Genomic DNA, 25,844 nt, shown 5'->3' with positions numbered 1-25,844 from the left:
CACATACCACATTGCATAACTGTTTTTTTTATGTACCTTTCAATTGATTTAATACCTATTCCAACAAGTATTTAATTAAAATTATTTCATAAACATACTAAAGATGAGAATTATTAATTTCGTGAGTACACTGTTCGCGACAATGGGATTTGCCCAAAGCGGAAGTGTAGGAATCAACACGTCCACCCCGGACCCCAGTGCTATTCTGCACATTGAGAACTTCAGTGGAACCCCAGCCACAGCTACCGCCACCATTTCGGGAGGTGCTGTTACCGGGATTACCATCAATAACGGCGGAAGCGGTTATACTTCAGCACCAACAATTAATTTTTACGGAGGTGGATCTGTCGTCAACGGAGGTTCAAAAGCCCGTGCTACAGCAGTTGTTTCCAATGGTCAGCTAACTGGTATAACGATAAACAACGGAGGTAGCGGCTATACTACCGCTCCTACGATAACTGTTTCCGGAGGCAATAAAGGAGTATTGTTTCCTAACCTGAATATTACCAACGTTACCAGCACAACGAGCCCTGTTGCCTCTCCTGCCAACGGACTTATTGGATTCAATGGAGGAACTAACAGCAACAACAGGGGTCTTCATTTCTTTAACAGCAGTACCAATTCATGGCAAAGCACAATTGATGCACAAAACACACCCAAGGTTGCCTATCTTGATTTTACCGGATCATTATCTGCTCTTGACAATGCGATAGCAGGTGCCAGCACTCAGCTTATAGTTAATAATCCTGCAGTTTCCGGGGTATCCAATATCAGCGGATTTAAAGTGCTTCCAAACACTTTCGGAGGATATTCCCTGATTCTTCCCCAGGGAAATTATCTGGTAGAGGTTAACCTGAATTTAAACTCACCGCAGGAAAGCCCATCGGGACAGGGAGGAACGGCTCCACTTTCCGGGAGTACTTATTACCTGATGGGGTATTTTATAGATTTTATCAACGATACCTATAATAATACGACGAACAGTTTTACTGCAGGAAGCGCTACAAGGAAAGAAGTTCCTATTGTTTCTAAAGTCAGTACCAACCATCTTGCCACCTGGTCCTATTATTACACCGTTCCTGCTAATGTGAACGCCAATATTATAGGAGGATTAAGATTAAATCTCGGAAGAATGCAGAACAGTACATTCTATGATCTTGTGAATGTAATTCCTACCGGCTCCTATATTAAAATATCTCAGTTATAAAAAAACAATCAACATATGAAAAAAAGTTATATCCTGCTATTATTGATCATAGCTCACATCCTATATGCACAGGTTGCTATTGGGAAAACCTCAGTAAACAGCTCAGCCGTTCTGGATGTTTCGCAGACCGCCGGTAAAGGAGTACTTCTTCCAAGAGTGGATATTATCGACGTTTTGAACAATACCTCTCCGGTAAATAATCCTGCAGAAGGACTGGTTGTTTACAATAAAGGAAACTCCATCAGTCCCGGGCTTTATATCTGGAAAAACAATAGGTGGACTCAGTTGTCTGACACCTATAATCTGGTGGATTATATGATGCTTCAGCGCACGTCTGACTATGCAATACTTGGAGGTTTTGCGAACGGTACTTACAAAAATTTCAGCGATGCCGCATTTACTGTTGTATCCAATGATATCGGAGCTTTATACAATACTTCTACAGGAATTATCACACTTCCCGGGAACAGCGGTTATCTGGTGAATGTATGCCTGAACATCAGAACAGCTCTTGAAAGTACTACTGCCGGAATCGGGGGAACTTCTGTTCATCTGCATCAATATCTTGTAAAGCTTATTGATCCGTCCAGCGGAAATCAGTATGGTAAAACAATCAGTATCAATGCTCAATCGATTGCCAGCAATAAGACCCATACTCTGAATATGAGTTTCTCTTTTGTAACGACTTCGGCAGCGCCTATTCTTTTAGTTCCTGCCATTGCTCATGATGCGGGAGGAACTTACCAGAACGGATCCGGAGGAACAACTCCAAACAACGGAGAAATAATCATTACCAACGCCAAAGTTGATATTCAAAGATCAGCGCTTAATCAATAATCAATTGCACAATGAAAACATCTATTTATATAATCTGTATGATACTGTTAAGCATTTTCTCAAACGCACAAGTTGGTATCAATACAAACACACCTAATGCAAGCACTGTTCTGGATATCAGTTCTTCCAATAAAGGGGTTCTTTTTCCGCAGTACGATCTGCTTGTTCTGAACAGTACCTCTACTCCTATTGCGAATCCTGCAGACGGACTTATTATCTACAATAGCGGAGGAGCATCTACTTTTCCGAAAGGATATTATGTTTGGGTAAGAAATCAATGGCAGCGTATTGTGGTTTCCGGTTCTGAGCCTCAGATCATGTCTCTGTTGATCAGTCCGGGGGTACTTATTCCTACCGGAAGCACGAATAATACATTGGGAAGTTTTACGGTAACTTCAAATAAAATTACAGGAGCTTCACTAGGAGCGGATAATTCCACGATTACCCTGCCTGCCGGAACTTATATTGTACGGTATTCTGTGGATTCCAGTAATGCGAATAATAATAACGGGACAGCCAATACACAGTATCTTTCCCAGAATTTCACCTGTACCCGTTCTTATCTGATTAATTCTGCTACCAGCGCAACCATTACAGAAACCAACAGAATGTGTCAGCTGTCAAGCTCTTTTACATTTTTCCAGGGAAGTTACTTTTTAACATTGGCAGCTCCAACAACGATCCGTCAGAAGTTTGAATTTGATACAGGAAACGGTTTTACTGCCAGTAATCTTAATGTAAGATCATCATTATCACTTGTCATTACCAGGATGAGTCTATAAAAAAAACTTAAGCATGAAAAATGCTTAAGTTTCATTATTTATGTTTAACAGGACTTAATTTTTAAGGTCCTGTTTTTTTAATTCAATTTTGCGGTCAGTTTTTTAAACTGCTTTTCAGCATTTTTACCTTCATACAAAATAGCATATACGGTATCAATAATCGGGAGTTTAAGGTTTTTCTGTTTCGCAGTCTTATAAATGGAATCTGCTGCGTAATATCCTTCTGCTACCATGTTCATGGACTGAATCGCAGACTTCACGGTATATCCTTTTCCGATCAGGTTTCCAAGGTTTCTGTTTCTAGAGAAAAGTGAATACGCCGTTACCAAAAGGTCACCCAGATAAGCACTTTCATTCACGTCTCTTGGTGCCTCATAAATCGCCTCCAGGAATGTTTCCATTTCACGGATCGCATTGGAAACAAATACGGCTGTAAAGTTGTCTCCATATCCTAATCCACTTGCTATTCCCGCTCCGATGGCAAAAATATTTTTAAGAATGGCGCTGTATTCATTTCCTAAAATATCTTTGCTTGTATGAACTTTAATAAAATCTGAACTGAAGATTCCTTCAAGTTTTTCAGCAGTCTCATCTTCTACGGCCGCAATAGTGAGATAAGAAAGTCTTTCCATAGCCACCTCTTCTGCATGACAAGGACCTGCAATAACGGCCTGATTTCTGAAACCAATTTTAAATTCATCACGCAGATAGTGCGCTACCACGTCATTTACTTTAGGAATAATTCCTTTAATTGCTGAAATAAAGATTTTATCTGAATAATCACAGGTCATTTTATCCAACGTATCAGACAGATAGATAGACGGTGTTGCCAGAACAATAACATCACAGGCAGTAACCAGTTCGTTAATATCTGTTGTCAGTTTTAAACTTTTAAGATTAAAATGGGCAGCCGTAAGATAAGTTGGGTTATGTCCACGAAGCTCAATAGCTCCTTTTACAAATTCATTTCTTACACACCAGTGTACTACTTTGCAGTTTTCAACAAGCATTTTTACAATAGCGGTTGCAAAACTTCCGCTTCCTACAACTCCTACAGAAATATCCTTTTTATTCTTTTTTGGATTCGAAGATTCTGAAATAATTTTCTTTTTAGCCATAATTGGAATGTGAACTGCAAAGATATTAAAACAAAGACGTAACGCGGGCTTTGAAACTATGATAAAAGCCATTTTCTGAAAAAATTAACACTACAATACAATTAAATAGCTAATTAGCCGTTAAATACAGAAAAAACTGAATTTTAATTAAAAATAACTCACAAAGCTTATTTTTAATTAAATTTGCAGCTTCAAAACCGTTTTAACTTACTAAGAGAAGAAATATGAAAAAATTTCTAAACAGCAAGAAGAACGTAAACATTCTCCTGGGAGGACTTTTACTAGTAGTTTTTGCACAAGGTGTATTCATTGCCAAACTCTTTTCTGAAAGAGATGACAAAACCTACGAAGTAAACCTTGTAAAAATAAACACTGAAAAAGACAGTGTAGATTATTTAAAAATGAAAAGTGATCTTACTCTTGTAGATCAAACCGTTGCTCAACTCAACTCCTTCCTGAAGTCCAAAGACATCACTAATGAAAAACTAATGATGCTCAACCAGGACAGTATCTCCAATTCTATTTATCTTTCCAAACAGGCTAACCGATACAGCCAATATCTGATGGATCTTCAGAAAAAACTAATGCAGGTTCCATTAGGAATGCCTACTGATGGATATATTTCCTCTAATTTCGGGATAAGAAAAAATCCTATTCCATTCAAAACTGTTTTTGCTTCGGTAAGATCAAGTGCAGCAACAGAGGCAAAACCAACAGTAGTGGCAGCTGCCAAGCCTGAAGTAAAAGCTGAACCTGTGGAAAAAGTCATTGAACTTACAGACAGCTATGGAAATAAAAGAGAAGTAAAAGTAATGGTTACCCCAAAAGCGGCTCCTGTAGCTGCAACTTCTGCTCCTGCAACCACAACAAAAGCTGCTTCCGGAGCTCCTTCAACTAAAACTGCTGTTGCTGAAAAAAACAATCCACCTGCTGAAGCTGATCAGATGCAGTTTCATAAAGGGCTGGACATTGCTGTTGCCTATGGCTCTGATGTAAGAGCTGCTGCTGCCGGAACAATTATTTTTTCCGGACAAAAAGGAGGCTATGGAAACTGTGTGATTGTTTCTCACGGAAACGGACTGGCTACTTTATATGGACATTTATCTCAGCTTGTTGCTAAAGTAAACGAAAAAGTAAAAGTAGGTCAGGTCATTGCAAAATCCGGAAATTCCGGACGCTCCACCGGGCCTCATCTTCATTATGAAGTACACAAAAACAATACTCCGATTAACCCGAAATTGTTTATGAATCTATAAAAAGAAAACTGTCTCTTATGAGGCAGTTTTTTGGTTTAAAAAAATAGAGTATTCATTTAAAGGCCTTTTTTAAACACGAAGAACGCGAATAGTTTCACGAATATCACGAATCACGAATATAATTTTCATAGATCTGCATAATCTGAAAATCTGTGAGAGGCTATTTTAACACAAAGTTTTTAATTTGCTTTCTTTTGAGTCTAAGGAGGCAAAGTTGGAATCAGCAAGCTGATTTAACGAAGCGTTGAGGATATTTCATTGTAATTCTTATGATATAAAAAACAGCTGCATTGGCAGCTGTTTTTTTACTTTAAGATTTTAAGCGTTCCTTTCGGGTGGGTAAATGTACCGTCCGGACCAGCAATATTCGAATAGATGATATTTTTATTATAATCCTGAATATGGGTTACATTGAAACCAAGGTGCGGCTCATGCCAGTAGACCATAAAAACATTCTTTGCTACCTCTACAGCAGTATATTCTACGGTATCTGTACTGTTTTTTGAACTTCCGGCTGTTCCTGTGAATGTCATGGTTTTATTATCTTTAAAGTCGAGAACGAATTTTACTTCTCCAAAGTCCACTTCCACTTTATGTCCGATTGCCGGATAGGGTGATTTAAGATCCCAGTCCATTTCTTTAAGATAAACCTTTACTCCCATTTCCAGTTCTTCTTTTCCTGGCAGATCAGGGTATTTTTTTACCATGAAATCTACAATTGCAGATGTAGTTTTGTTTTCAGTAACTGCCTGTTTATAATTTTCCAGATAGTTTTTCACAAAATCAAGAGATTGTGGTGATGTGGAAAGTTCTGCAAAATGAGAAGGAATAACTTTCTCCGGTTTCAAACCTTTCATAGCATCAATCTGTGCTATCCATTGATCGATTGCTTTTACATTCTGAGTATCTGCCATCCAGAGATGTGAACCAACAGAAACTGAAATCCCGCCTGCAATGGTTTTGATGGACGGAATCCAAAGAAAGCTATGGGCAGGATCATCAGGATTTTGTCTGATTTCAATTTTGTTTCCTTCAAGATCAGGAATCGAAGTAACTGCTTCAGGAACTATAATTTCCGATGGAGCATCTGCCTTCAGCTGTGGTTTCCACACTCCCATTTTATCATCTTTTGAAGCTGATATCAGGTAAGCAGTCTGTGCTGTTGAAATAATTTTAGCATTAGGAAAAGCTTTTTTAATCACATCCAATCCAAAATAGAAATCCGGATCGCTGTGAGAAATAAAAACGGTTTTCAGGTTCTTTCCTGTTGCTTTTATTTCTTTTACCAGCTGTTCTGCATATTGTTTCTGAAACTGAGCATCTACAAGTACAGCATCTTTATCTCCATAAATAATGGTAGAGGTAATGGGAAAAATAGCTTTGGTTCCCGGATTATACACTTTCACTTTAAGATTCCCGGCAAATATGCTGATGAATCCCAACAGTGCCACTAACGACCATAATTTTTTTTGTATCATTTCTGTTCTTTTATCGATTAGTAAGCTGCTGTGAAACGTTCACGGATATGGTTATTCTGTTCCAATTCATCTACCAAAACTACGGCTACGTCTTCCACAGACAGACGACTTCTTCCGTTTTCATCAAATACAGGAGTTTCCAATGAAGTTCTGTACTTCCCTGTTCTTTCTCCTACATTAGCCTGGTTCATTTCGATGGCAGGGCTGAAGAATGTCCAATCCAGCGTATTATTTTCTTTGATTTTGTTTAAATAATCTCTTGCTGCCGTAGCACCAGGTTTGTAAGCTTCCGGGAAATCAGGAGTATCCACGATTTGTACATGATCCGGCGTGTAAAGGCTTCCTGCCCCACCTACCACGATCAGTCTTTTTACGCCAGACTGTTCTACAGCTTTTTCAATATTCTCGGAACCGTTTAAAAAATCGTTGTAAAGATTAGGATTCGTCCATCCTGCATTAAATGTGCTGATTACCGCATCGCTTCCTTTCAATGCTTCAGCCAGTTCATTGATATTGTTTACATCCACACTTTTTGCAGTTACATTTTCCTGTGTCTTTACTTTCGAGGCATCTCTTACCAATGCTTCTACGGCATATCCTCTTTCTGCTAATTCTGATACTACGTGTGCTCCTACAAATCCTGTTGCACCGATTACTGCTACTTTTTTCATAATGTTTTATTTTTAATTAAATTGTAATAAAATTTGTTACATTTAAGATGAAATTTTTTTATTCGAACTGGTCCGTAAATTCCTGTAATGACTTGTCTCCTAAAAATTTCACCACCAATTGATCTGTTTCTTCAAATAATGTATTTAGATGATTGTTGATCTCCTTTCCGACACTACATGCAGGATTGGGATTCTGATTTTTTTTGCCTAATACTTCTGTATTTTTTACTGCTTTATAGATCTCGGAAATAGTGATCATTTCAGCATTCTTTGCAAGCTGGCTTCCTCCCTCTTTTCCCTGTCTGCTGATAATCAGACCTGCTTCTCTCAATACGCTGATTTCCTTTCGGATAATCACCGGATTCACATTGATACTACCGGCCATCCAGTCAGAAGTAAGCCACTCCTGAGGGCTTTTCGCCAATAATGTCATTATATGTACTGCCGTAGCAAATCTTGTATTGTTCATTGTAATTACTATGCAAAGATATACATTTTTTAAATGTAACAAAATTTATTACAGTTAAATTTTTCTTAAAGGATTAATTTATCCAGATCAAGGAGCAAATAATTGATGTTTTGATTGATGGTACGGGTTGCCGACTGCATCTGATTCAGCATGGCTGCACGGTTGTGGAGATCATCTGCCCTGTAAAACCCTCCATCACTGAAGATCACAGAATTATCCGCGGCTTCCTTACTGTCATCAAACTGATAATGCAGCCATCTCTGTTTCATATTTCCAATAATGGAATGTTCTTCTTTATTGGAAAACTTTTTCTCTGTATACATATACCAGATAAAGGGTGGAAAATTGGGTGATTCCAGTTTTTCTCTCCAGATATCTCTTAAAAGGTTTCTCTGGTGAATAAACTCTACCTTTTTTCCTTTTGGATTAAGGGTTGCCAGTCCAAACCCTGCTCCCAGAACCCCTCCGCCTATATCGATGGCATTACTCCAGCCTTGATCATGTACAATTCCGCCTGCTATGGAAGCTGCTGCTCCTGCAACGATTGAATATAAAATAAGCTTGTTATTTCTTGATGAATTGAGATTATCTACATAATTTCCAATCTGGGCTACTCTTTCCCCTTCACAGTCAAATTCTGCAGCTACAGCATCCAGTTCCGTAAGAGCAATCGTTATTTTGCTGTTTATTTTTGTCTTTAACTGTAAAACTTTAACCTGAGAAGCAAGGGATGAATCCTTTTTAAGATCAATAATATCATGAACCTCATCTAAATTATCCAGTGCATTTAAGATGAGGATACTCTGATCAGAAAAGACCTCTTTTAATTCTTTATTGGCTGCTAAGATAGAGTCCGAGTTATATGACGGAAGTTTATTGCTGTAGTTATATTTGAACGGCGCTTTACAATAGCTGTCTTTCAGCGTGAGAATATTCTGCTGAATAGCCTGATTCTTCCTGGAAACACAGGAAGTAAGAAGCCCGAAAACAATTAAAAGGTAAAAAAGTTTTTTCATACAGTCCTATTTTGTGTTGCCCGGACGTATTGTAAAATCATCTCTTTTTTCTGCTTCATTCTACAATTCATCAATACGAATATAGTACAAATAAAAAAATTTACCTGAAATCAGGTAAATTTTTAATCTATTTTTAAGAAGGATTATTTAATATCCAGCAATTCAACCTCGAAAACAAGGGTACTGTTTGGTCCGATTTCTTTACTGATCTCCTGATCACCATACGCTAAGTGTGGAGGAATGATTAATCTCAACTTGCTTCCGACAGACATCAGCTGAAGCGCTTCCGTCCATCCGGAAATCACTCTGTTCAAAGGGAAAGATGCAGGTGTACCTCTTTTTACAGAGCTGTCGAATACCTTCCCGGAAATAGTAGTTCCGTGGTAGTGGCACTTTACAGTAGATTTAGGTCCCGGTTTTGCACCGTCACCTTCTGTAATGATTTCATATTGCAAGCCGCTTGGTAACTGCACAACGCTTTCTCTTTTACCATACTCTTCCATATATTCTTTACCATCTTTCAGGTTCTTTTCTGCTAATTCTTTTTTACGTTTAAATAACATATCTGCTACTCCCATATTATAATTTTTTACAAAGATAAGGCTTTTTGGGTTTGGAAGATGAGAGCACGATGCGGAAGGTTTAAAAGCCAGAAGTATTTTCCTCTCAAACAAAATGACTTTAATTCATTCTCATTAAAAATAAATAAACCTTAATAATCAATAAGTTAAACAGATTATTTTTCAATATTCATTAATCATATTATCTTACATTTCCTTATTTTCAAACACCTTTTCCACAAAATTCAAACAATTGTAATACTTATTTAACACAGATTTCGAAACTTGGCGTTATAATTGGATTTTAAAAACTAAATGCCAAATCCATTAAAATATAATAAGAAGTTTGATGAACTGAATGAAGAGGAAAAAAAACTTCTGGAACTCAATAAAAAAACAATTGCGGATTTTGTTGAACAATCCTCTTCCATCAGTGATGTCAATTATGCTACCAGGAATGCCCATGCTAAAACGTATGCGGCAGCAAAGGGTGCATTCTGGATAGAACCCGATATCCCGGAATCATTGCAGCCCTATTTTGACAAGGAAAAGTTTGATCTTACCATACGTTTCTCTAATGCTCAGCTGAAAATTAAAAATTCAAAAAAAGATATTCCGGCTTATGGCTTTGCTGTGCAGATCAAAGATGAAAACGGAGTATTGCTTGCCAATTATCCGTTGGTGAATTTTCCTTTATTTCCTATCAATTCGGTTTCAACTTTTTTGAAATTGTTTACTGCGGTCAACAGATTTTACATTAAAAAATGGAACAGTGTTTTTACTGTATTGCTTCAGATCATTAAAATAATTCCTTCACTGTTAACAGGTGATATGATTCGTAATATGATCAAACTCCTTCGTAAAAGAAATGATTTTATTCTTTCCTTCGACTATCATTCTATAGGAGCGTACCGGCTTGGAGATCATATCATCAAAATAAAGCTATCTCCTCAATCTGTGGATAAGAACATTGGAAAAAAACAAAAGGTGAAGGATTCTTTAAAAAATTATCTGCAAACCCATGACTTTACTGCAGATGTCCTGATACAGATATGTTATGACCTGAAAGACCAGCCTGTCAATAAACTGAATGTGGAATGGAAAAATGCGCCTTTTATTAAAATCGGAGAAGTAAAAATCGAAAAAGATTCTTTGCTGGATTCCCGTAACTGCAACACTGAACTTCTTTCATTCAATCCTTTTGAGAGTAAAATCTTTTTTCAGCCTGTAGGAAAAATACAAAAGCTGCGTGATGAAGCCTATAAAGTTTCTGTGCAGACCAGAAGGAAGATTAACAAACTGCTGCATGGAAAAAACAGTTAAAATAATGATGAATTATAAGTTATAAATGATGAATTTTTGAGGGAAGCTATAAAGATTTTATCTAAAAAAGTATTTCTTGGAGTGTCATTCTGAACACAGGCTGAAAGTCTGCGAACGCAGTTCAGAAATGTAGTGAAGAATCTCATATCATTGGTTATTAATAAGATTCTTCCTTCGTCAGAATGACATAGGCCCAATTATATAACTTCCGGTATAACCTCTACTATTTTATCTGAACTTTCGGTCTTCTTCCTGGATAGCCAGATCATTGATGCTTGCGTATCTTTTCGCCATCAGTCCGTTCTCATCAAACTCCCAGTTTTCGTTTCCGTATGCTCTGAACCAATTTCCTTCTATGGTCTGATACTCATATTCAAAACGGACAGCAATATGATTATCTGTGTGTGCCCAATATTCTTTCTTAAGCTTATAATGAAGCTCTTTTTCCCATTTTTTCTGAAGAAATGCTACAATCTCTTCTCTTCCATTCACAAAGGTATCTCTGTTTCTCCATTCGCTATCGATGGTATATGCTTTGGAAACCTTTTCAGGGTCCTGACTGTTCCAGGCATCTTCTGCCAGTTGAATTTTTTCCATTGCCGTTTCAAGAGTGAAAGGCGGAAGCGGATGTTTCTGTTCCATAACTTAATGTATTAAATTGGTGGCTATTTTTTTTGATTTTTCAATGAGTTCATTGGATTTGAAAAGCTGGCTTTCTATGATACTGCTTTCAAAAAGCATGTAGATATGATCGGAAAGTTCATCATCATTCAGTAATTCTGAAAAGAAGTTTCTGAGATCGGCTTTATGAGATTGAATAACAGTCAGAATTTTGGTATTATCCATTGGGATCTCAGATAAGATATTCAAAAAACTGCATCCTCTGAAGTTCTCTTTTCCGTTCATATAGACTAAGAAATCGAAAGCATTGATGATCTTAGATTTTGAATCTTTTTCTTTGGCTAAAAAGGTATTGAGTTCACCAAACCAATATTCATGTCTCACCTTCAGAAATTCTACACATAGATCTTCTTTGGATTTAAAATATTGATAGAAACTGGCTCTGGCTACTTCTGCTTCAGAAATAATCTGGTTAATTCCGGTTGAGTTATAACCCTGTCTGGCAAACAATTGAAATGTAGTTTCTATGATTCTTTCTTTTGGAGATTTCATTGCTTTTCTTTTCTGGAACAAAGGTAGGAAAAAAAATAAAGAACAGACCAGTCTGTCTGTTTTATTTTGAAAATATTTTTGAACCTATTCTTATGAGAATTTTGGAAAACGCAAAGTCGCTAGATTTATATAAAAATGTTGTATTAAGACGCAAAGATTTTATCTCTGATAAAATTGAGTATCGCTAATAATATGATTCTGAATGATGTTGATAATCTGATTCGCTTTATCTTAAACCTTATAGGTTTTTGAAACCTATAAGGTTTACATCTTAAAAATTCAACGTTGCTGAAAATCTTACATTGAGCGAAGTCGAAATGTTCTCACGCCTTAAAAAAGCACAATATTTACCCTCTTTGCGCCTTTGCATTTTTCCAAAAAAAGATAAACAAAAAAGCCTCCAGAAATAAATTCCGGAGGCTTTTATATTATTTTAAATGTGATTATTTTTCGTCCAATTCTTCCTTCTTCTCTTCTTCTTTTTCAGGGAAGATGATCGATAAAAGAACAGAGATGACCAATACTCCTCCTACGATTCCCAATGAAACCGGAGACGGAATATGAATCCATGGTGCAATAAGCATTTTAACCCCAATAAAGGATAGGATAATCGCCAATCCGTATGGAAGTTTGCTGAACATATGGATAAAGTTCGCTAACAGGAAGTATAATGATCTTAATCCTAAAATTGCAAAGATATTCGATGTATAAAGGATAAACGGGTCATTTGAAATGGCGAAGATTGCCGGAATAGAGTCTACTGCAAAAAGAACGTCCGTAAACTCGATAACCCCAACCACTACTAGAAGAGGTGTTGCCATTTTGATTCCGTTCTGGATGGTGAAAAACTTATCTCCATCGTAATTGTCTGAAACTTTCCAGAAACTCTTGATTAATCTTGCACCTGCCGTATTGCTGTAATCTTCATCATCGTCATCGTCACCGTCGCCCCAGGATTTGATCCCCGCATACACAAGGAATAATCCGAATAAGGTCATGACTACGTTGATTTTCACTGCTTCTCCGAAGATATTCATTTCAGGAAGATATGTCAGGTTGATCAACCCAACTCCTGCAAAGATGAAGATCGCTCTGAAAATCAGGGCTCCGATAATCCCCCAGAAAAGGACTTTGTGATGAAGGTATTTCGGAACTTTAAAGAATCCGAAAACCAGGATAAAGACAAATAAGTTATCCACCGACAAGGCCTTTTCAATCCAATAGGCAGCCTGATACTGTGTAAATTTCTCTACTGCCAAAGCATGACTTTCAGGACTTCCATCGGTGTTGAATACCCAATATACCACTCCTGAAAAAACCATTGAAAGTGAGATCCATACGATAGACCAGATGGTAGCTTCTTTGGAAGATACTTCATGACTTTTTTTATTAAATACCCCTAAGTCCAGGAGCAGCATGATAACGACTGTTACTGCAAATCCCCACACCAGACCTGGGTGCAGTTCTAAAATACTTTGATGTTCCACTTGAGTTATGTTATTATATGATAAAAGCAATAGATGCACAGTGTGCAAATATTGCTATTTTATTTATCTTTTGATTGTCAATTGATTATAGATAATTCATCTGTACCGTCTGAATCGTCTGCTCCAGCTTTTTATCTGCTGTAGGATCTCCGATCGCGTTGAATTTCCACTCTCCGTTTCTCTTATAGAAAACACCCATTACCATAGCGACGTGTCCTCTGAAAGATGCGTCATTGGCAATATCATATTTTGCAAAAACTTCTCTTACATTGGTAGGTGATCCTTCATAAATACGGATAGAAGCAAAAGGAATTGTTCCGAAATCCTGACCTCTGTAGCTGTTCAAAACCATTGCTACGTGCTCTACATTCGGTTCAAGCTGGCTGAAGTCTACTGTGATTACTTCGTTATCCAGTCCGTCATCACCATCTACATCCCCGGTAAGATCATCTCCGCTGTGTCTTACAGATCCGTTTCTGGATTTAAGGTTTCCGAAATAAATTACTTCAGTAACGTTTTTGTTTGAATCATATAAAATACAGCTTCCGTCTAAGTCTACTGCTTCTTTTTTAGTTCCAAAAAATCCTTTCTTTTCAATTGCTCCCCAGTTGATTCCTACACAAGCCTGGGAAAGTTCAGCTCCATTTTCTTTTTTAAGGTTAATTCTCTGACCTTTTTGTAAGTTGATAGCCATCTTTTTATGTTTAGTTGTTATTTATTTTTTGCAAAAAAGTGAATCTTCTCTGCTTCAAATTTCGTTCTAGTTATTATTCAAATTCAAATTAAGCATTGCCCGCAGAATATTCGTCTCTTCATCGAAATCAAATATCTTGCTCATAATGTCCATATTTTCCAGGTTTTTGATATAATCTTTCAAAACACCTTCTACTTCCGGCGGTAACGTACGTTTTCTTTCGTTCATACTGTGTTCCAATTGTTCATTTTTGCTTCTAAGCTGATCAATAATGGAACTCTGATTTGATTGATTTTCAGAAGTATCCAGCTTATCCAGTTCCTTGTCAAAAAGATACAATTTCTTTTCGTCTACACTGAAAATAAAATGATCATCCGACTGAAAGATTTTAAAAAGCTCATAATCATGGGTTCCAATTAGGTAACCACAGACAAAACGGACTTTAAATCCCTGTATATTAAGCCTTCCCAACAGTTTTCTTTCAATGGAATAATCCTTATACTGATAGGCCGGGAAAGAATCAGATTTCAGCAGCGTTTCATCTGCATCTGTTCTGTAAAATTCCTGAGCATATTTTTTATGAAAATACAGTACATTCTCCCAATTGGCTGTAAAGCTATCTTCTGTAAGATCTTTGTACAGTGTTTTCAGATGTTGAGAAAATACACCGCTGTACATTTTCCTGTCGGTCTGAAAGTTATCTGACTGTCTTTCTTCAAAACCTGAAATATATTTACCGTTGATGTTAATTTCATTAATGACTGCCAGCATATCATTTTCCTTCTGCTTTTTAATTTTAGTCAGAAGCTCTATGAGGCTGTCCGTATACTGCAGGTGGAAAAGTTCAAGTTTATTATAATCTAAAGCCGTATTTTCCTGGAACAGATTGTGAATAATATCCGTTTTGATGTAAATAGATATAATATCAATATGCTCAAAAAAATTAGCGAGAAGCTTAAGCTTTGTTAATCTTCTTTTGCTTTGCGACAATATGGTTGCTGCATCATCCCCCACCTTAGTATGCTATAAATTAACCTCTGACATTAGCTTTAAGTTCATGCTCCAATGTCTGAAGATCCTGATCCAGTTTTCTTCTGTTATCTGCTCCCTGTTTCTGGATTTGTTTCACTTCATTCAATGTATTGATCAGCATTGATGTTGTTTCTCTCAATGTTTCCACAGATACGATAGTCTGCTCGTTCGCTCTGGCAACATTCACAGAATTCTGTCCTAGACGTTCCGCATTCTTTCTTAAGATCTCTTCTGTAGTGGAAGATACTTTCTGCTGGATTTCAATATTCTGCTGTTGTCTGTACATTGCTACAGCCAGTGAAAGCTGGTTTTTCCAGACTGGAAGTGTCGTAGTAAGAATCGTCTGTGCCTTTTCAGCAATAGAAACGTTGTTGTTCTGTACGAGTCTGATCTGCGGAAGCGACTGCATCATGATCACACGCACCACTTTAAGATCTGCCATTCTTCTGTCTAATCTTGCAATAAAATCTCTTTTATCTGCAATCTGATAATCCTGATAAATCTGCGGATTCGCTTCCATCTGAGCAAGCTCGCCTGCAGCTCTTTCCATTCTGATGTTACCTGCAATGACAAGCTCTTCTATCTGCTTGATAGAATTCACATTGCTTTCAAAAATAGTCTGAAGTACAGCATTATCTTTTGTAGAGGTGATAATCCCAGCATTTACTTTATAAGAAATCTGCTCAATATTATTGATGATCTTGTCATATTTTGCGAATAAGTTTTCTACCTGAGTCATTACCTTCTTCATGAAGGGTAATTTGCTCAGGAAACTTTTCACTTTATTTCCGTTAAGCTCTTCTACATCAACATAGTTAAGCTCTACCAAAAGGTCGTTGATAAGCCCTCCTACTTCTCCTGAGTTTGATCTTCTTACATTTCCTAAGAAGCTGTCACTCTGGTTGGTTAAAGTTTTCTGAAGCTCTGCTCCAAAATTCACAATGGAACCTGGGTTTGCTTCATCAATAGAGTTCGCAAGAACTTCATATTTCTGACGTTCTTCTGACTGCAATTGCGTCAGGTTTACATTTCCTTCTCTATCCACAAGAACTGCCGGTGCTGCATTCTGAACAGGCTGAGCCGGAGTTGGAGGAACCATTGGAGTTGGTTCAAAGGTTTTAAGAGGTTCTATTGACCCTAGCGGATCTATCGGTTGATTTTCCTGATTGTCCATAATTACTTCTGATAGATTGATACAAATTTCTCAAGGCCTTCTCTCTGCCCTGCCCCTACAGCCTCAAATTTCCATTCTCCGTTTCTATTGTAGATTCTTCCGAATTCTACAGCAGTTTCGATTGAGAAATCTTCGTCTAATTCATATTTTAAGATCTCTTCATTCGTATCTGTATTGAAAATTCTGATGAAAGAATTTCTTACCTGTCCAAAGTTTTGCTTTCTTGAATCAGCCTCGTGAATCGTTACTACTACTGTAATTTCTTTGATAGCGCTGTCAATTTTAGTAAGATCAATTTTGATCTGCTCATCGTCACCTGCACCTTCTCCTGTAAGGTTATCGCCTGTATGAATGACGGATTTGTCCGGAGACTCAAGATTGTTATAGAAAATAAAGTGATTATCTGAAACTAATTTTTTGTCGTCTCCAAGCAAAAATAAAGAAGCATCAAGGTCGAAAGCCGTTCCTGTAGAAGTATTATTGATATCCCATCCTAAACCTACAGTAAATTTAGGTGCGTTAATGTTTTCTCTTTGTCCTTTTTGTAAGTTAATAGCCATAGTATAATTCCGTTTGTGTTAAAGTATTGATGTTATTTTCGTATTCTTTTATTAAATGATAATTGTTACTGATCGCCAGCTCCAAAAGCAGGTCCATCTGCTCCTTTTTTACTTTAGACGTAAGATAATCAAAATTACTTGAATCCAGGCCTAAAATATATTTTACAATCCTTGTATTGAACTGAAAACTTTCTTTATTCATCACTTCTGCAACATGTTTTACATTTTTTACGGCATAGTAATTAAAAAAGTTTTCAATTTTCGGGTCAAGGTCAAAATTCATCAGTTCTGCATAATACAGGAACATAAAATCAGCCTCTACGTTATATTCATTCAGGATCCTGTTGACTGTATATTCATGACTTCCCGTGATTTTTATATCGTCTATAAAAATACAAAGTTTTCCTCTCAAAAAATCCTTATCGATATAATAAGTATCATTGGCAATCAGATTTTTGCGGTCTTCAAAATTAAGATTCCCGTAATCTGTGATGTATGTATGATTTCTGTTGATTTTAGATAAAATACTTGATTTCTTTCCTTTCTGAAACAGATAAAAATCCAGGTGTTTTTTAAAGTAAAAACATAAAAAGTTGGATGCGGTAGGAATCGCCATATAAGGACTTGGAAGCACTACAATCTCTCTCTCAGTATTTAAAAGTTCTTCATTTTCGGAAATAAATCCGTCGAATAATTCTCTTGCAAATTTTTCAGCATACGACTTATCGCCATACTTGAAAAAGCTGTATTCCGCAGGAGAGAAAGTAAACTCATCCGCCGAATGAATGTGGTGTAAGCTGTATCTTTTATTCATGTTTATGGTTAGTGTTTAAGTAAATGGGCACTGAAACCGAAGTTCTTTGCTCCCTCATAATCTGCCACCGGATTATCTCCGATGTGCAGAATCTGGTGCATGGGCAAATCCTGATCATTGATCCTGTTTTTCACTTCCTGAAAAATAAGCGGATTAGGTTTGGAACAGTTGATTTCATCAGAATAAATATGGAAATCTATGTACTGATCCAGGTTTTCATGAATCAGAAATTTTCTCATTGTTTTCCCTTTGATAAATCCGGTGTTACTCAGAATATTAATGGTCTTTCCCTGATTTTTGATATCCTCAAAAAAATCATGAATATTTTCAAAAATTACAACTGGTTTATATTCCAGAAACAATTCTTCACTTTTATTGTAAAACCCATTGAGTTTTTCCTTATTCAAAAGCTTCACATCCACATCCAAAGCACCCAAAATCATCAGATAAATTTCAAAAGTATCGATATTCCCCCCTGTCACCTCATTGATGGTATTGCAAAGATCATCGTAATATTTTACAGTTTTCGCAACCTGTTCTATCGATTTATCTACGTTGAAAAATGAGGAGAACAGCTCAACTCTTTTTGCTTTAAATTCAGGATGAGATTTGATTAAAGTGAGCCACAGATCAAAGGAAAAATGACAGTGGTTATGGATGTCGATATCTGTTTTCAATAGGTTTTAAGTTAAAAGTTTTTATTTAGCTTCCTGAAAAAGATTTAAAATTTTTTAATCATCAAAAAGTGTTTCCCTACTATTCTTCCCAAAGATAAAATATTTATCATAAAAGCATTACGTCCGTTATCTGTTTTAAGATATTTTTATGAAATTCGGTGGATTTGGAAGATTCTCAGAAGATGATTTAAAAAGTGTTTAATATCCTTTTACAAAAAAAGATTTTCAAAAATTCTTTGAAAATCAAAAAAAAATTATAATTTCGCAACCGATTAAAAATCAACAATGTCAACAAAAATGATAAATATTATAACTTTAAGCAATCCTGTCAGAGCTGTGTTCTTTGGCAGCAATGAATATTTATCTGAATAGTTCTATAGATCTTTTATACCCAAAAATATATTAAAGACCTGTCTATTCGGATAGGTCTTTTTTGCTGCCCTGATTTCAGACTTTAACAATTCAACAAATTTGTGTTATTTGTTAAGATCTCTGAAAAATTTTCCTTTGATACGAAATACGAAAAATATTTTACCGGCTTTACAAGACCGGAGTGTATTTTGTGCTTATTTTTTTCAGAACCTTTTCCAAACACAGATCTAAAAATCAACAATTTAAATCAAACAAAATGAAATACAACACACGAAATATAGGGATTATAGCACACGTAGATGCAGGAAAAACAACGTTATCAGAAAGACTTCTGTATTACACAGGACTTATTCATAAAATCGGTAATGTAGATGATGGAAATACCACCATGGATAAAGACATCCAGGAAAGAAACAGAGGAATTACCATTTCTTCCGCTGCAGTTTCTACCCAATGGAAAAAAGGTGATAAAGTGTATAACATCAACATTATTGATACGCCGGGACATATTGATTTTGCAGTAGAAGTGGAACGTTCATTAAGAGTCCTGGACAGTGTTGTCGCTGTTTTCTGTGCTTCTTCAGGAGTTCAGCCACAGACTGAAAACGTTTGGTTCCAGGCTGAAAAACATGGAACATCCAAAATCTGTTTCATCAATAAAATGGACAGAATCGGGGCGGATTTCTTTGCGGTTCTCAATGAGATAAAAACCAAACTGAATGCTGTTCCTTTGGCTCTTCAGATTCCGATGGGTGCTGAAATACATTTTGAAGGCGTCATTGATCTTATCAAAATGAAAGCGTTATACTGGGCCGATGAAAATGGTGAAACCATTGTGGAAAAGGAAATTCCCGATCATTATATTGCTGAAGCTGATGAATACAGAATGAAATTACTGGAAACGCTTGCAGAAAATGATGAGAAGTTCTTTGAGATGTTTATGGCTACAGAACAAACCTTCACTATTGAAATGATCTCGGAAGCGATACAAAGAGTCTGCAGATCCGGATCAGCCGTTCCCGTTCTTTGTGGTTCTGCCTTTAAGAATAAGGGAATCCAGCCTCTTCTTGATGCTGTGGTCACTTATCTGCCCGCTCCGGATCAGCTTGCTGACCTGCAGGGAAGAGATCCTCAAACAGAAGAAACAGTAACATTGGAAAGAAATGAAGCGACTGCTTTTTCAGGGCTTGTCTTCAAGGTTGTGATCGACAAACATATGGGAAGGCTGGCGATGCTTAGAGTGTATTCCGGAAGGATACAATCCGGAGATACAATATTGAACGTAAGGACTGGTGAAAGCTACAGGATTTCCAGAATTCTGCAGATGCAGTCCGATAAAACGTTATCACTGGAAGAAGCTAAAGCTGGAGATATTGTTGCCTTAACAGGAATAAAGGATGCCAAAACCGGAGATTCTTTATCGTCTACAGAGCAACCGGTTTTACTGGAAGCCATTACAATCCCTACTCCTGTGATCAGAGTGGCTATCGAGCCGAAAACGAATGGTGATGAGAAATCTTTCGGTTTGGTACTGGCAAAAATCCAGGAAGAAGATCCATCTTTGGTGGTTGAAAGAGATCCGCAGACCGGGGAAACTTTATTAAGTGGCTTGGGAGAACTTCATCTCGAGGTTACTCTGGAGAAAATCCGTCTGAATCATGGTATTGAAATCAATCAGGGGAAACCTAAAGTTTCTTATCGTGAGATCCTAACGGAAACCAAAGTTCACAGAGAAAAACTTTCCAAACAAAACGGCGGAAGCGGTCAGTTTGCTGATATCACTTTTGAAATCGGACCAGGAAATGATCATGAACATGGACTGGAGTTTGTTAATATGATCAAAGGAGGTGTTATTCCTACTGAGTTTATCCCTTCTGTTGAAAAAGGTTTCAGAGAAGCTATGGAGCATGGCCCATTAAAAGGATATCCTCTGGAAAACATGAAGGTCACTCTTCTTGATGGTTCTTTCCACGCTCAGGATTCTGCAGCATTTGATTTTGAAATTGCAGCAAGAGAAGGATTCAAAGCAGCGGCAAAAGGATGTAGTCCTAAATTGATGGAACCTGTCATGCAGGTGGAAATTCAAAGCATTGAGGAATATACAGGTGCTGTCACTGCGGATATCAACAGAAGAAGAGGAATTATTACTTCTATTGATGAAAAGTCAGGAAGAAAGATTTTTGCTGCGGAAATTCCGTTAGCTTCAACTTTCGGGTACATTTCAGACTTAAGAACGCTGACAAGCGGAAGAGCATCTATTAGCATGAAATTATCACACTATGCTTTAGTACCTGATTTTATCGCCAATACATTAATAACCTAAACAAGCAAGGACTGTAGATTTTTCTTACAGTCCTTGTCTTGTTATTGGAATATATTCTTGATAATTGATAATTGATAAACAATTCAATTTTATTTTCTATTTTTCCGGCATCACCTTATACGTAGGGTCATCCTGAATATTAACTTCCACCACAGCTTCTGCATTTTTAAGTATTTTCCTGCAGTCCTCACTGAGATGGCGCAGATGTAGGGTTTTATGATTTTGCTTATAACGTTTGGATAATTTGTCCAGCGCATCTATGGCACTCATATCTACAATACGGCTTTCTTTAAAATCGATAATCACCTGATCCGGGTCGTTCATAGGATCAAATTTATCTGTAAAAGCTGTTACTGAACCAAAAAATAAAGGCCCATATATTTCATAGTACTTCACTCCGTTTTCATCCACATGCTTTCTTGCTCTGATTCTTTTAGCATTATCCCAGGCAAAAACCAATGCTGAAATGATCACTCCAATTAAAACCGCTAAAGCAAGATTGTGTAAAATCACGGTAATTAAAGCTACGGTAACCCCCACGAAAATATCAGATTTCGGCATTTTATTCACAATTCTGATCGATACCCACTGGAAGGTACTGATCGCAACCATCATCATCACTCCTACCAGAGCCGCCATAGGAATTTTCTCTATCACAGGTGCCCCACACAGAATAATGATTAAAATTAACAAAGAAGCTATAATCCCGGATAATCTGGCTCTGGAACCTGCGTTGAGATTCACTAATGTCTGCGCTACCATTGCACAACCTCCCATTCCGCCAAAAAAACCATTGGTAATATTGGCTAATCCCTGAGCTACGGATTCTTTATTGGCACTTCCTTTCGTATTCGTGATTTCATCCACCATAGATAATGTCAGAAGAGATTCAATAAGACCTACTCCAGCCATAATCAAGGCATACGGCAAAATAATCTGTAAAGTTTCCAGAGAAAAAGGAATCTCAGGGATATGGAAACTCGGAAGATTTCCACTGATATGGGCGATATCTGCTACTGTTTTTGTTGGAATATTAAATCCGAGAACCACAGCAAAGACAATGATAATAGCCACAAGAGAGGCAGGAACAACTTTTGTGATTTTTGGAAAAAAATAAACAATGGCAATTGTAAGAGCTGTTAAGCCAGCCATAATGTATAAAGGCATTCCCTGCAACCAATTTACCGCACCACTACTATCTGTTATTTTAAACTGCTCTACCTGGGCCATGAAAATAATAATAGCCAACCCGTTCAGGAATCCGTACATAACAGGTTGCGGAATCAGTCTTACAAATTTCCCAAGTTTAAAGATTCCGACCGTCATCTGAAGGATTCCGGCAAGTGCAACGGTGGCAAAAAGATATTCTATCCCATGAGATTGTATCAAAGCAATCAGTACAACGATCGTTGCTCCTGCTCCACCGGAAACCATTCCCGGCCGACCTCCCAAAACAGCGGTTACAAGACCCATCATAAAAGCTGCATAAAGACCTGTAAGCGGAGACAGACCGGCCAGGATAGCAAATGAAAGAGATTCGGGAATCATTGTCATCGCTACGGTAAAGCCAGCCAGCAGTTCATTTTTATAATTGATTTTTTTCGAAAAGTCGAATAAGCTTATAGTATTTTTCATTGATTTGCAAAGGTATGGACTGTCCGGATGGTATACAATTTTTTCTTTTTATGTTTTTTCACAGGCAAATATGTTACTTTAAATAATTCACACATCAGTTCTTATAATATGTTAATTTTAATTAAAATAAATACATAAGACATAATTTTTATATTTATGATTGTTTTTACGTCTTATTTTTTGTCTACATTTGAAAACGAATAAGCAATTATTTGGTACTAATTAAAAATTCAACGGGTAAAAAGCTGTATATCAATCTATCTGCAGCTTTAATCATAGAATTGTGTAAAACCTTAATAGGTTATATATTATTTCACACAAATGGCAGGAAAAGAAGTTTGAAAAAAAAGAAGAGGAAACCATTGAAAATAAAGAATATAATCCAAGTACGTTAAGGTGATCCCTACCCACCTGTTTTTAAGATATTTGGCAAAATACAGATTTAGTTTTATAGGATATATGGTCTTATTAAATCTGTCGTAAGATTCTTACATCATTATTTCTCCTTCATATCAATTTCAAATTTCTGTGAATTATTTCCCGTTATGTAAAATAATATATATCACCTATTCTCGTTTTTTTATATATAAGTTTAAACAAAAGAACAATATTTAGTAAAAATGTTATATAAAGAAATCCATATTGGGAAATTTATTAAGGAAAGAGTTGATGAAAATGAAATTACAGTAGAGAGGATATGTAAATTTTTAAGTAAAGATGAAGAGGCTGTCGAAATGATGTATGACAGCAGATCAATGGATACGGATCTTCTTTTAAGATGGAGCAAATTGCTGGAATATGATTTTTTCAGACTGTACAGCTCACATTTGATTTTATACGCTCCTCCTTCCGCTATTAACAAAAACCAGCAGAAGTCCGAGAAAACACCTTATTTCAGGAAAAATATTTATACACAGGAAATTAAAGACTTTATCATGAAAAGGATTCTTTCCGGTGAAATGACTCAAAGTGAAGTTATTAAAGAGTATTCTATTCCAAAAAGTACTCTTCACAGATGGCTTCAGAAGAGTGATAATGCAAACGGATAAACAGATAAAGATGCGCCCAAATTACAAAAAGATTTACCAGGATATGCTGAGGATGGAATATCCCGAAAAGCTTAAAGATCCAAAAATTAAAGATCTTCTTGAAAAGCTTCATACGAGCGAAGATGTCCTTAAGTTCAATGAAAAACTGTTCAAGCAATCCAGAGAAAATCAAAAACTTAAAACCTATGACAGGCAGACTATGCTGAAACTGCTTCAGTATCAAAAAAAGCATGGTCATTCTACAAGCTATATGTCACGAAAATATAAAATAAGCCGAACAACGCTTTCAAAATGGAAAGGAATGTTTGAAGAAGAGCTTGAAAATACAATGAAAAATGCCGGTAAGTAATCTACCGGCATTTTTTTAAAGGTAATAGTAAGGAAAAAACCGGGCTAAACGTTTGCCGGAGTCGAACCGGATAACCTTGCCGGAGTGACCGGCTTCGCTATTCCTCCCATAGTTGTGTTACGATGAATTTTTTCCTAACGACACTTCAAAATGGTAATATAAAGAAGCTGGAAGTGGGCAGAAGAAAGGGGTTAAAGCCTGAAAATCTATCTGACTTTATAGAAAATTATGATACAAAGATCTTTCAACCTCCCACTTCCGGCTTCTTGTATGATAAAACAAGGCTAAAAACGAATAATGTAGTCGTGCTCTAACCAACTGAGCTACTCTTCCTATATAGACCGTGTTTTTTTGTTGTGGAAGAGACGGGATTCGAACCCGTGACCCCGTCGTGATGAGCGAAGTAACATTTTTCTACGGCACTTGTTTGTTTTTATTTTTCTTCTTCAGCAATATATGTTTTGACAATAGGATGAATCCGGGCATCTTCAGAATAATAGCTTAAACCAAACCCACGCCATCCGGAGGACCAATAGAGAATCATTTCTTTCAGATAAGGAATGTCTTTGGTTTCATCATACTTAAAGTTTTCATTGAATATTTGTTGTACCTCATCAATAAGTTCCGGATAAAACCTCTTATCTTCTTCATCATATACGTCTGTATAAATATCAAGATGATCTCTTAGTTCATATAGTAAGTATGTTCTGAAATCCCAACCCAGAATAACAACATCCGAACCACTAACGCTTACTACAGGATTCCATTTTAAATTGTTGTTTTCTACAACACAAGCTGAATCCCTGACAGGTAATAATTGGGGAAGTTTTGAAAACCATTCGTCAAAAATTTCTTTTTTTCTCTCCAAAGATTTAGGCTTTATTCCCCAGGATTTCAACCAAACGTGATTGACACTCATAATATCATCCCACATCCATTTATAAACAGAATTTATCTGACTGATAATTTCTGTTTCATTCTCTAACCAATTATAAAAGAAAGTACATTCTTCTGCAATCAGTGTCCCTTCATCTTCATATTCAACAATTTCTTTTTTGTCAATTGCATGAAGAATCTTTAGAAATTCTCTGTGTTCAGACGTAAAGCTCACCTCATATTTTCTTTCAACCTGATCAATCTGTTCTTCAGAAAGCCCTTGCCATTTGGCACCGTAAAATCCTTTAGGACAATTTTCATCATTTACAGACCACAGTTTTTCTGTGCGTTCTTTGACCCAGTATAAAAATTCAGTCAGATTACTTTGTATATGCATGGTTATTCATTTTAAAATAAAAAAGAGGCAAGATTCGAAAAGACTTGTACAAGATCACTTTCATGACCTTCTGGAGTCGAACCAAATTAAACCGAAGCAGGCCTTTTCTACGGCACTCTTTTACAAATCAAGGTAATATTTTTCAGAATCTTCCGTGCATTTGCTCTACCTGCTGAGCTACCTCTCCTTTTCGAGGGAGAAGGCAGGATTCGAACCTGCGACCCAATGTTTACTCAATCTCGAAGTATGATTCTAAGACGACACTTGATTTTAATTATTCATCGTTATTAGTTTTCTTTTTACAAAATTATATTGTTATTGCGCATTCTATTTACGCAGTATAATTTTTATTTACATATTCGTTCGTTTTGCCTTGAAGCAAAAGAACCAAAAGTTCAAGACCTGGAAACTCCAGCTAAAAATAACCTACACTCTCTAAAAATTCTAAAACTTGCGCGAATCTAATGTTACTTTTTCATTTCATTTTCTGCCTCGCGCTTCAAACAGTAGAATTT

The 25,844-nt window shown here is 36.7% G+C and carries 25 protein-coding genes; 8 read left to right on the top strand and 17 right to left on the bottom strand.

Annotation, left to right across the window (positions count from 1 at the left end; genetic code table 11):
- Positions 1-103: 103 nt before the first annotated feature.
- Genes RAH34_RS20320 through RAH34_RS20310 form a run of 3 tightly spaced genes read left to right on the top strand, consistent with a single transcriptional unit; the run spans position 104 to position 2,826 of the window.
- Entirely contained in the window at positions 104-1,207 is a 1,104-nt protein-coding gene (locus RAH34_RS20320) for a hypothetical protein (RefSeq protein WP_306597327.1), read from the top strand.
- A 15-nt stretch (positions 1,208-1,222) separates the two neighbouring features.
- Positions 1,223-2,044 carry a hypothetical protein gene (locus RAH34_RS20315; protein ID WP_306597326.1) on the top strand — a complete coding sequence of 274 codons (822 nt, stop codon included), beginning with the start codon at positions 1,223-1,225 and terminating at the stop codon, positions 2,042-2,044.
- A gap of 38 nt (positions 2,045-2,082) precedes the next feature.
- A complete protein-coding gene (locus tag RAH34_RS20310) occupies positions 2,083-2,826 on the top strand; it encodes a hypothetical protein (protein WP_306597325.1) in 744 nt (247 codons plus the stop codon).
- A 77-nt stretch (positions 2,827-2,903) separates the two neighbouring features.
- On the opposite strand, the gene RAH34_RS20305 is transcribed toward RAH34_RS20310, so the two are convergent.
- On the bottom strand, positions 2,904-3,944 hold the full coding sequence (locus RAH34_RS20305) for an NAD(P)H-dependent glycerol-3-phosphate dehydrogenase (protein WP_306597324.1): 1,041 nt from the start codon (positions 3,942-3,944) through the stop codon (positions 2,904-2,906).
- A gap of 224 nt (positions 3,945-4,168) precedes the next feature.
- Between RAH34_RS20305 and RAH34_RS20300 the strand changes: the two genes are divergently transcribed.
- A complete protein-coding gene (locus RAH34_RS20300) occupies positions 4,169-5,200 on the top strand; it encodes a M23 family metallopeptidase (protein ID WP_306597323.1) in 1,032 nt (343 codons plus the stop codon).
- Positions 5,201-5,505: 305 nt separating this feature from the next.
- On the opposite strand, the gene RAH34_RS20295 is transcribed toward RAH34_RS20300, so the two are convergent.
- From RAH34_RS20295 to RAH34_RS20275, 5 genes are all read right to left on the bottom strand, one after another.
- Positions 5,506-6,678, bottom strand: coding sequence for an MBL fold metallo-hydrolase (locus RAH34_RS20295; protein ID WP_306597322.1), 1,173 nt, complete (start codon positions 6,676-6,678; stop codon positions 5,506-5,508).
- 17 nt (positions 6,679-6,695) lie between these two features.
- A complete protein-coding gene (locus tag RAH34_RS20290) occupies positions 6,696-7,349 on the bottom strand; it encodes an NAD(P)-dependent oxidoreductase (protein WP_306597321.1) in 654 nt (217 codons plus the stop codon).
- 58 nt (positions 7,350-7,407) lie between these two features.
- A complete protein-coding gene (locus tag RAH34_RS20285; protein ID WP_306597320.1) occupies positions 7,408-7,818 on the bottom strand; it encodes an Rrf2 family transcriptional regulator in 411 nt (136 codons plus the stop codon).
- A 65-nt stretch (positions 7,819-7,883) separates the two neighbouring features.
- On the bottom strand, positions 7,884-8,834 hold the full coding sequence (locus tag RAH34_RS20280) for a hypothetical protein (RefSeq protein WP_306597319.1): 951 nt from the start codon (positions 8,832-8,834) through the stop codon (positions 7,884-7,886).
- A gap of 143 nt (positions 8,835-8,977) precedes the next feature.
- A complete protein-coding gene (locus RAH34_RS20275; protein WP_306597318.1) occupies positions 8,978-9,412 on the bottom strand; it encodes an FKBP-type peptidyl-prolyl cis-trans isomerase in 435 nt (144 codons plus the stop codon).
- A 297-nt stretch (positions 9,413-9,709) separates the two neighbouring features.
- Between RAH34_RS20275 and RAH34_RS20270 the strand changes: the two genes are divergently transcribed.
- On the top strand, positions 9,710-10,717 hold the full coding sequence (locus RAH34_RS20270; RefSeq protein ID WP_306597317.1) for a catalase: 1,008 nt from the start codon (positions 9,710-9,712) through the stop codon (positions 10,715-10,717).
- A 228-nt stretch (positions 10,718-10,945) separates the two neighbouring features.
- Here the strand turns inward: RAH34_RS20270 and RAH34_RS20265 are convergent, their stop codons facing one another.
- From RAH34_RS20265 to RAH34_RS20225, 9 genes are all read right to left on the bottom strand, one after another.
- Positions 10,946-11,359: a nuclear transport factor 2 family protein gene (locus RAH34_RS20265; protein WP_306597316.1), complete on the bottom strand. Its 414-nt coding sequence runs from the start codon at positions 11,357-11,359 to the stop codon at positions 10,946-10,948.
- 3 nt (positions 11,360-11,362) lie between these two features.
- Positions 11,363-11,890 carry a TetR/AcrR family transcriptional regulator gene (locus RAH34_RS20260; RefSeq protein WP_114820671.1) on the bottom strand — a complete coding sequence of 176 codons (528 nt, stop codon included), beginning with the start codon at positions 11,888-11,890 and terminating at the stop codon, positions 11,363-11,365.
- 443 nt (positions 11,891-12,333) lie between these two features.
- On the bottom strand, positions 12,334-13,377 hold the full coding sequence (locus tag RAH34_RS20255) for a TerC/Alx family metal homeostasis membrane protein (protein ID WP_114820851.1): 1,044 nt from the start codon (positions 13,375-13,377) through the stop codon (positions 12,334-12,336).
- 85 nt (positions 13,378-13,462) lie between these two features.
- Complete coding sequence (locus tag RAH34_RS20250; protein ID WP_089694597.1) at positions 13,463-14,071, bottom strand: TerD family protein; 609 nt, start codon at positions 14,069-14,071, stop codon at positions 13,463-13,465.
- Positions 14,072-14,137: 66 nt separating this feature from the next.
- Positions 14,138-15,085 (bottom strand): hypothetical protein, encoded by a 948-nt coding sequence (locus tag RAH34_RS20245; RefSeq protein ID WP_114820852.1) that lies wholly within the window; start codon positions 15,083-15,085, stop codon positions 14,138-14,140.
- Positions 15,086-15,101: 16 nt separating this feature from the next.
- Positions 15,102-16,277, bottom strand: coding sequence for a toxic anion resistance protein (locus RAH34_RS20240; protein WP_306597315.1), 1,176 nt, complete (start codon positions 16,275-16,277; stop codon positions 15,102-15,104).
- 2 nt (positions 16,278-16,279) lie between these two features.
- Entirely contained in the window at positions 16,280-16,837 is a 558-nt protein-coding gene (locus RAH34_RS20235) for a TerD family protein (protein WP_114820853.1), read from the bottom strand.
- On the bottom strand, positions 16,827-17,651 hold the full coding sequence (locus RAH34_RS20230) for a phosphoribosyltransferase family protein (protein WP_306597314.1): 825 nt from the start codon (positions 17,649-17,651) through the stop codon (positions 16,827-16,829). The genes RAH34_RS20235 and RAH34_RS20230 overlap by 11 nt, the downstream gene beginning before the upstream one ends.
- Positions 17,652-17,659: 8 nt before the next feature.
- Positions 17,660-18,328: an HAD family hydrolase gene (locus RAH34_RS20225; protein WP_306597313.1), complete on the bottom strand. Its 669-nt coding sequence runs from the start codon at positions 18,326-18,328 to the stop codon at positions 17,660-17,662.
- Between the two features lie 628 nt (positions 18,329-18,956).
- On the opposite strand from RAH34_RS20225, the gene fusA reads away from it, so the two are divergent.
- Positions 18,957-21,023, top strand: coding sequence for an elongation factor G (fusA, locus tag RAH34_RS20220; RefSeq protein ID WP_306597312.1), 2,067 nt, complete (start codon positions 18,957-18,959; stop codon positions 21,021-21,023).
- A 96-nt stretch (positions 21,024-21,119) separates the two neighbouring features.
- Here the strand turns inward: fusA and RAH34_RS20215 are convergent, their stop codons facing one another.
- A complete protein-coding gene (locus RAH34_RS20215) occupies positions 21,120-22,658 on the bottom strand; it encodes a SulP family inorganic anion transporter (RefSeq protein ID WP_306597311.1) in 1,539 nt (512 codons plus the stop codon).
- A gap of 620 nt (positions 22,659-23,278) precedes the next feature.
- Between RAH34_RS20215 and RAH34_RS20210 the strand changes: the two genes are divergently transcribed.
- Both RAH34_RS20210 and RAH34_RS20205 read left to right on the top strand, forming a co-directional pair.
- Positions 23,279-23,707, top strand: a complete 429-nt coding sequence (locus RAH34_RS20210; protein ID WP_079240508.1) for a transposase — start codon at positions 23,279-23,281, stop codon at positions 23,705-23,707.
- 10 nt (positions 23,708-23,717) lie between these two features.
- The gene (locus RAH34_RS20205) at positions 23,718-24,056 is read left to right on the top strand and encodes a helix-turn-helix domain-containing protein (protein ID WP_114820970.1); all 339 of its coding nucleotides are present in this window, start codon (positions 23,718-23,720) and stop codon (positions 24,054-24,056) included.
- Positions 24,057-24,489: 433 nt separating this feature from the next.
- Here the strand turns inward: RAH34_RS20205 and RAH34_RS20200 are convergent, their stop codons facing one another.
- Entirely contained in the window at positions 24,490-25,329 is an 840-nt protein-coding gene (locus tag RAH34_RS20200; RefSeq protein ID WP_306597310.1) for a hypothetical protein, read from the bottom strand.
- Positions 25,330-25,844: the final 515 nt, after the last annotated feature.

Origin of the sequence: Chryseobacterium sp. WLY505 (assembly GCF_030846215.1) — a bacterium.
Taxonomy (GTDB): Bacteria; Bacteroidota; Bacteroidia; order Flavobacteriales; family Weeksellaceae; genus Chryseobacterium.
Note: the sequence above shows the minus strand (reverse complement) of the source record. Positions and strands in the feature narration are given on the sequence as shown.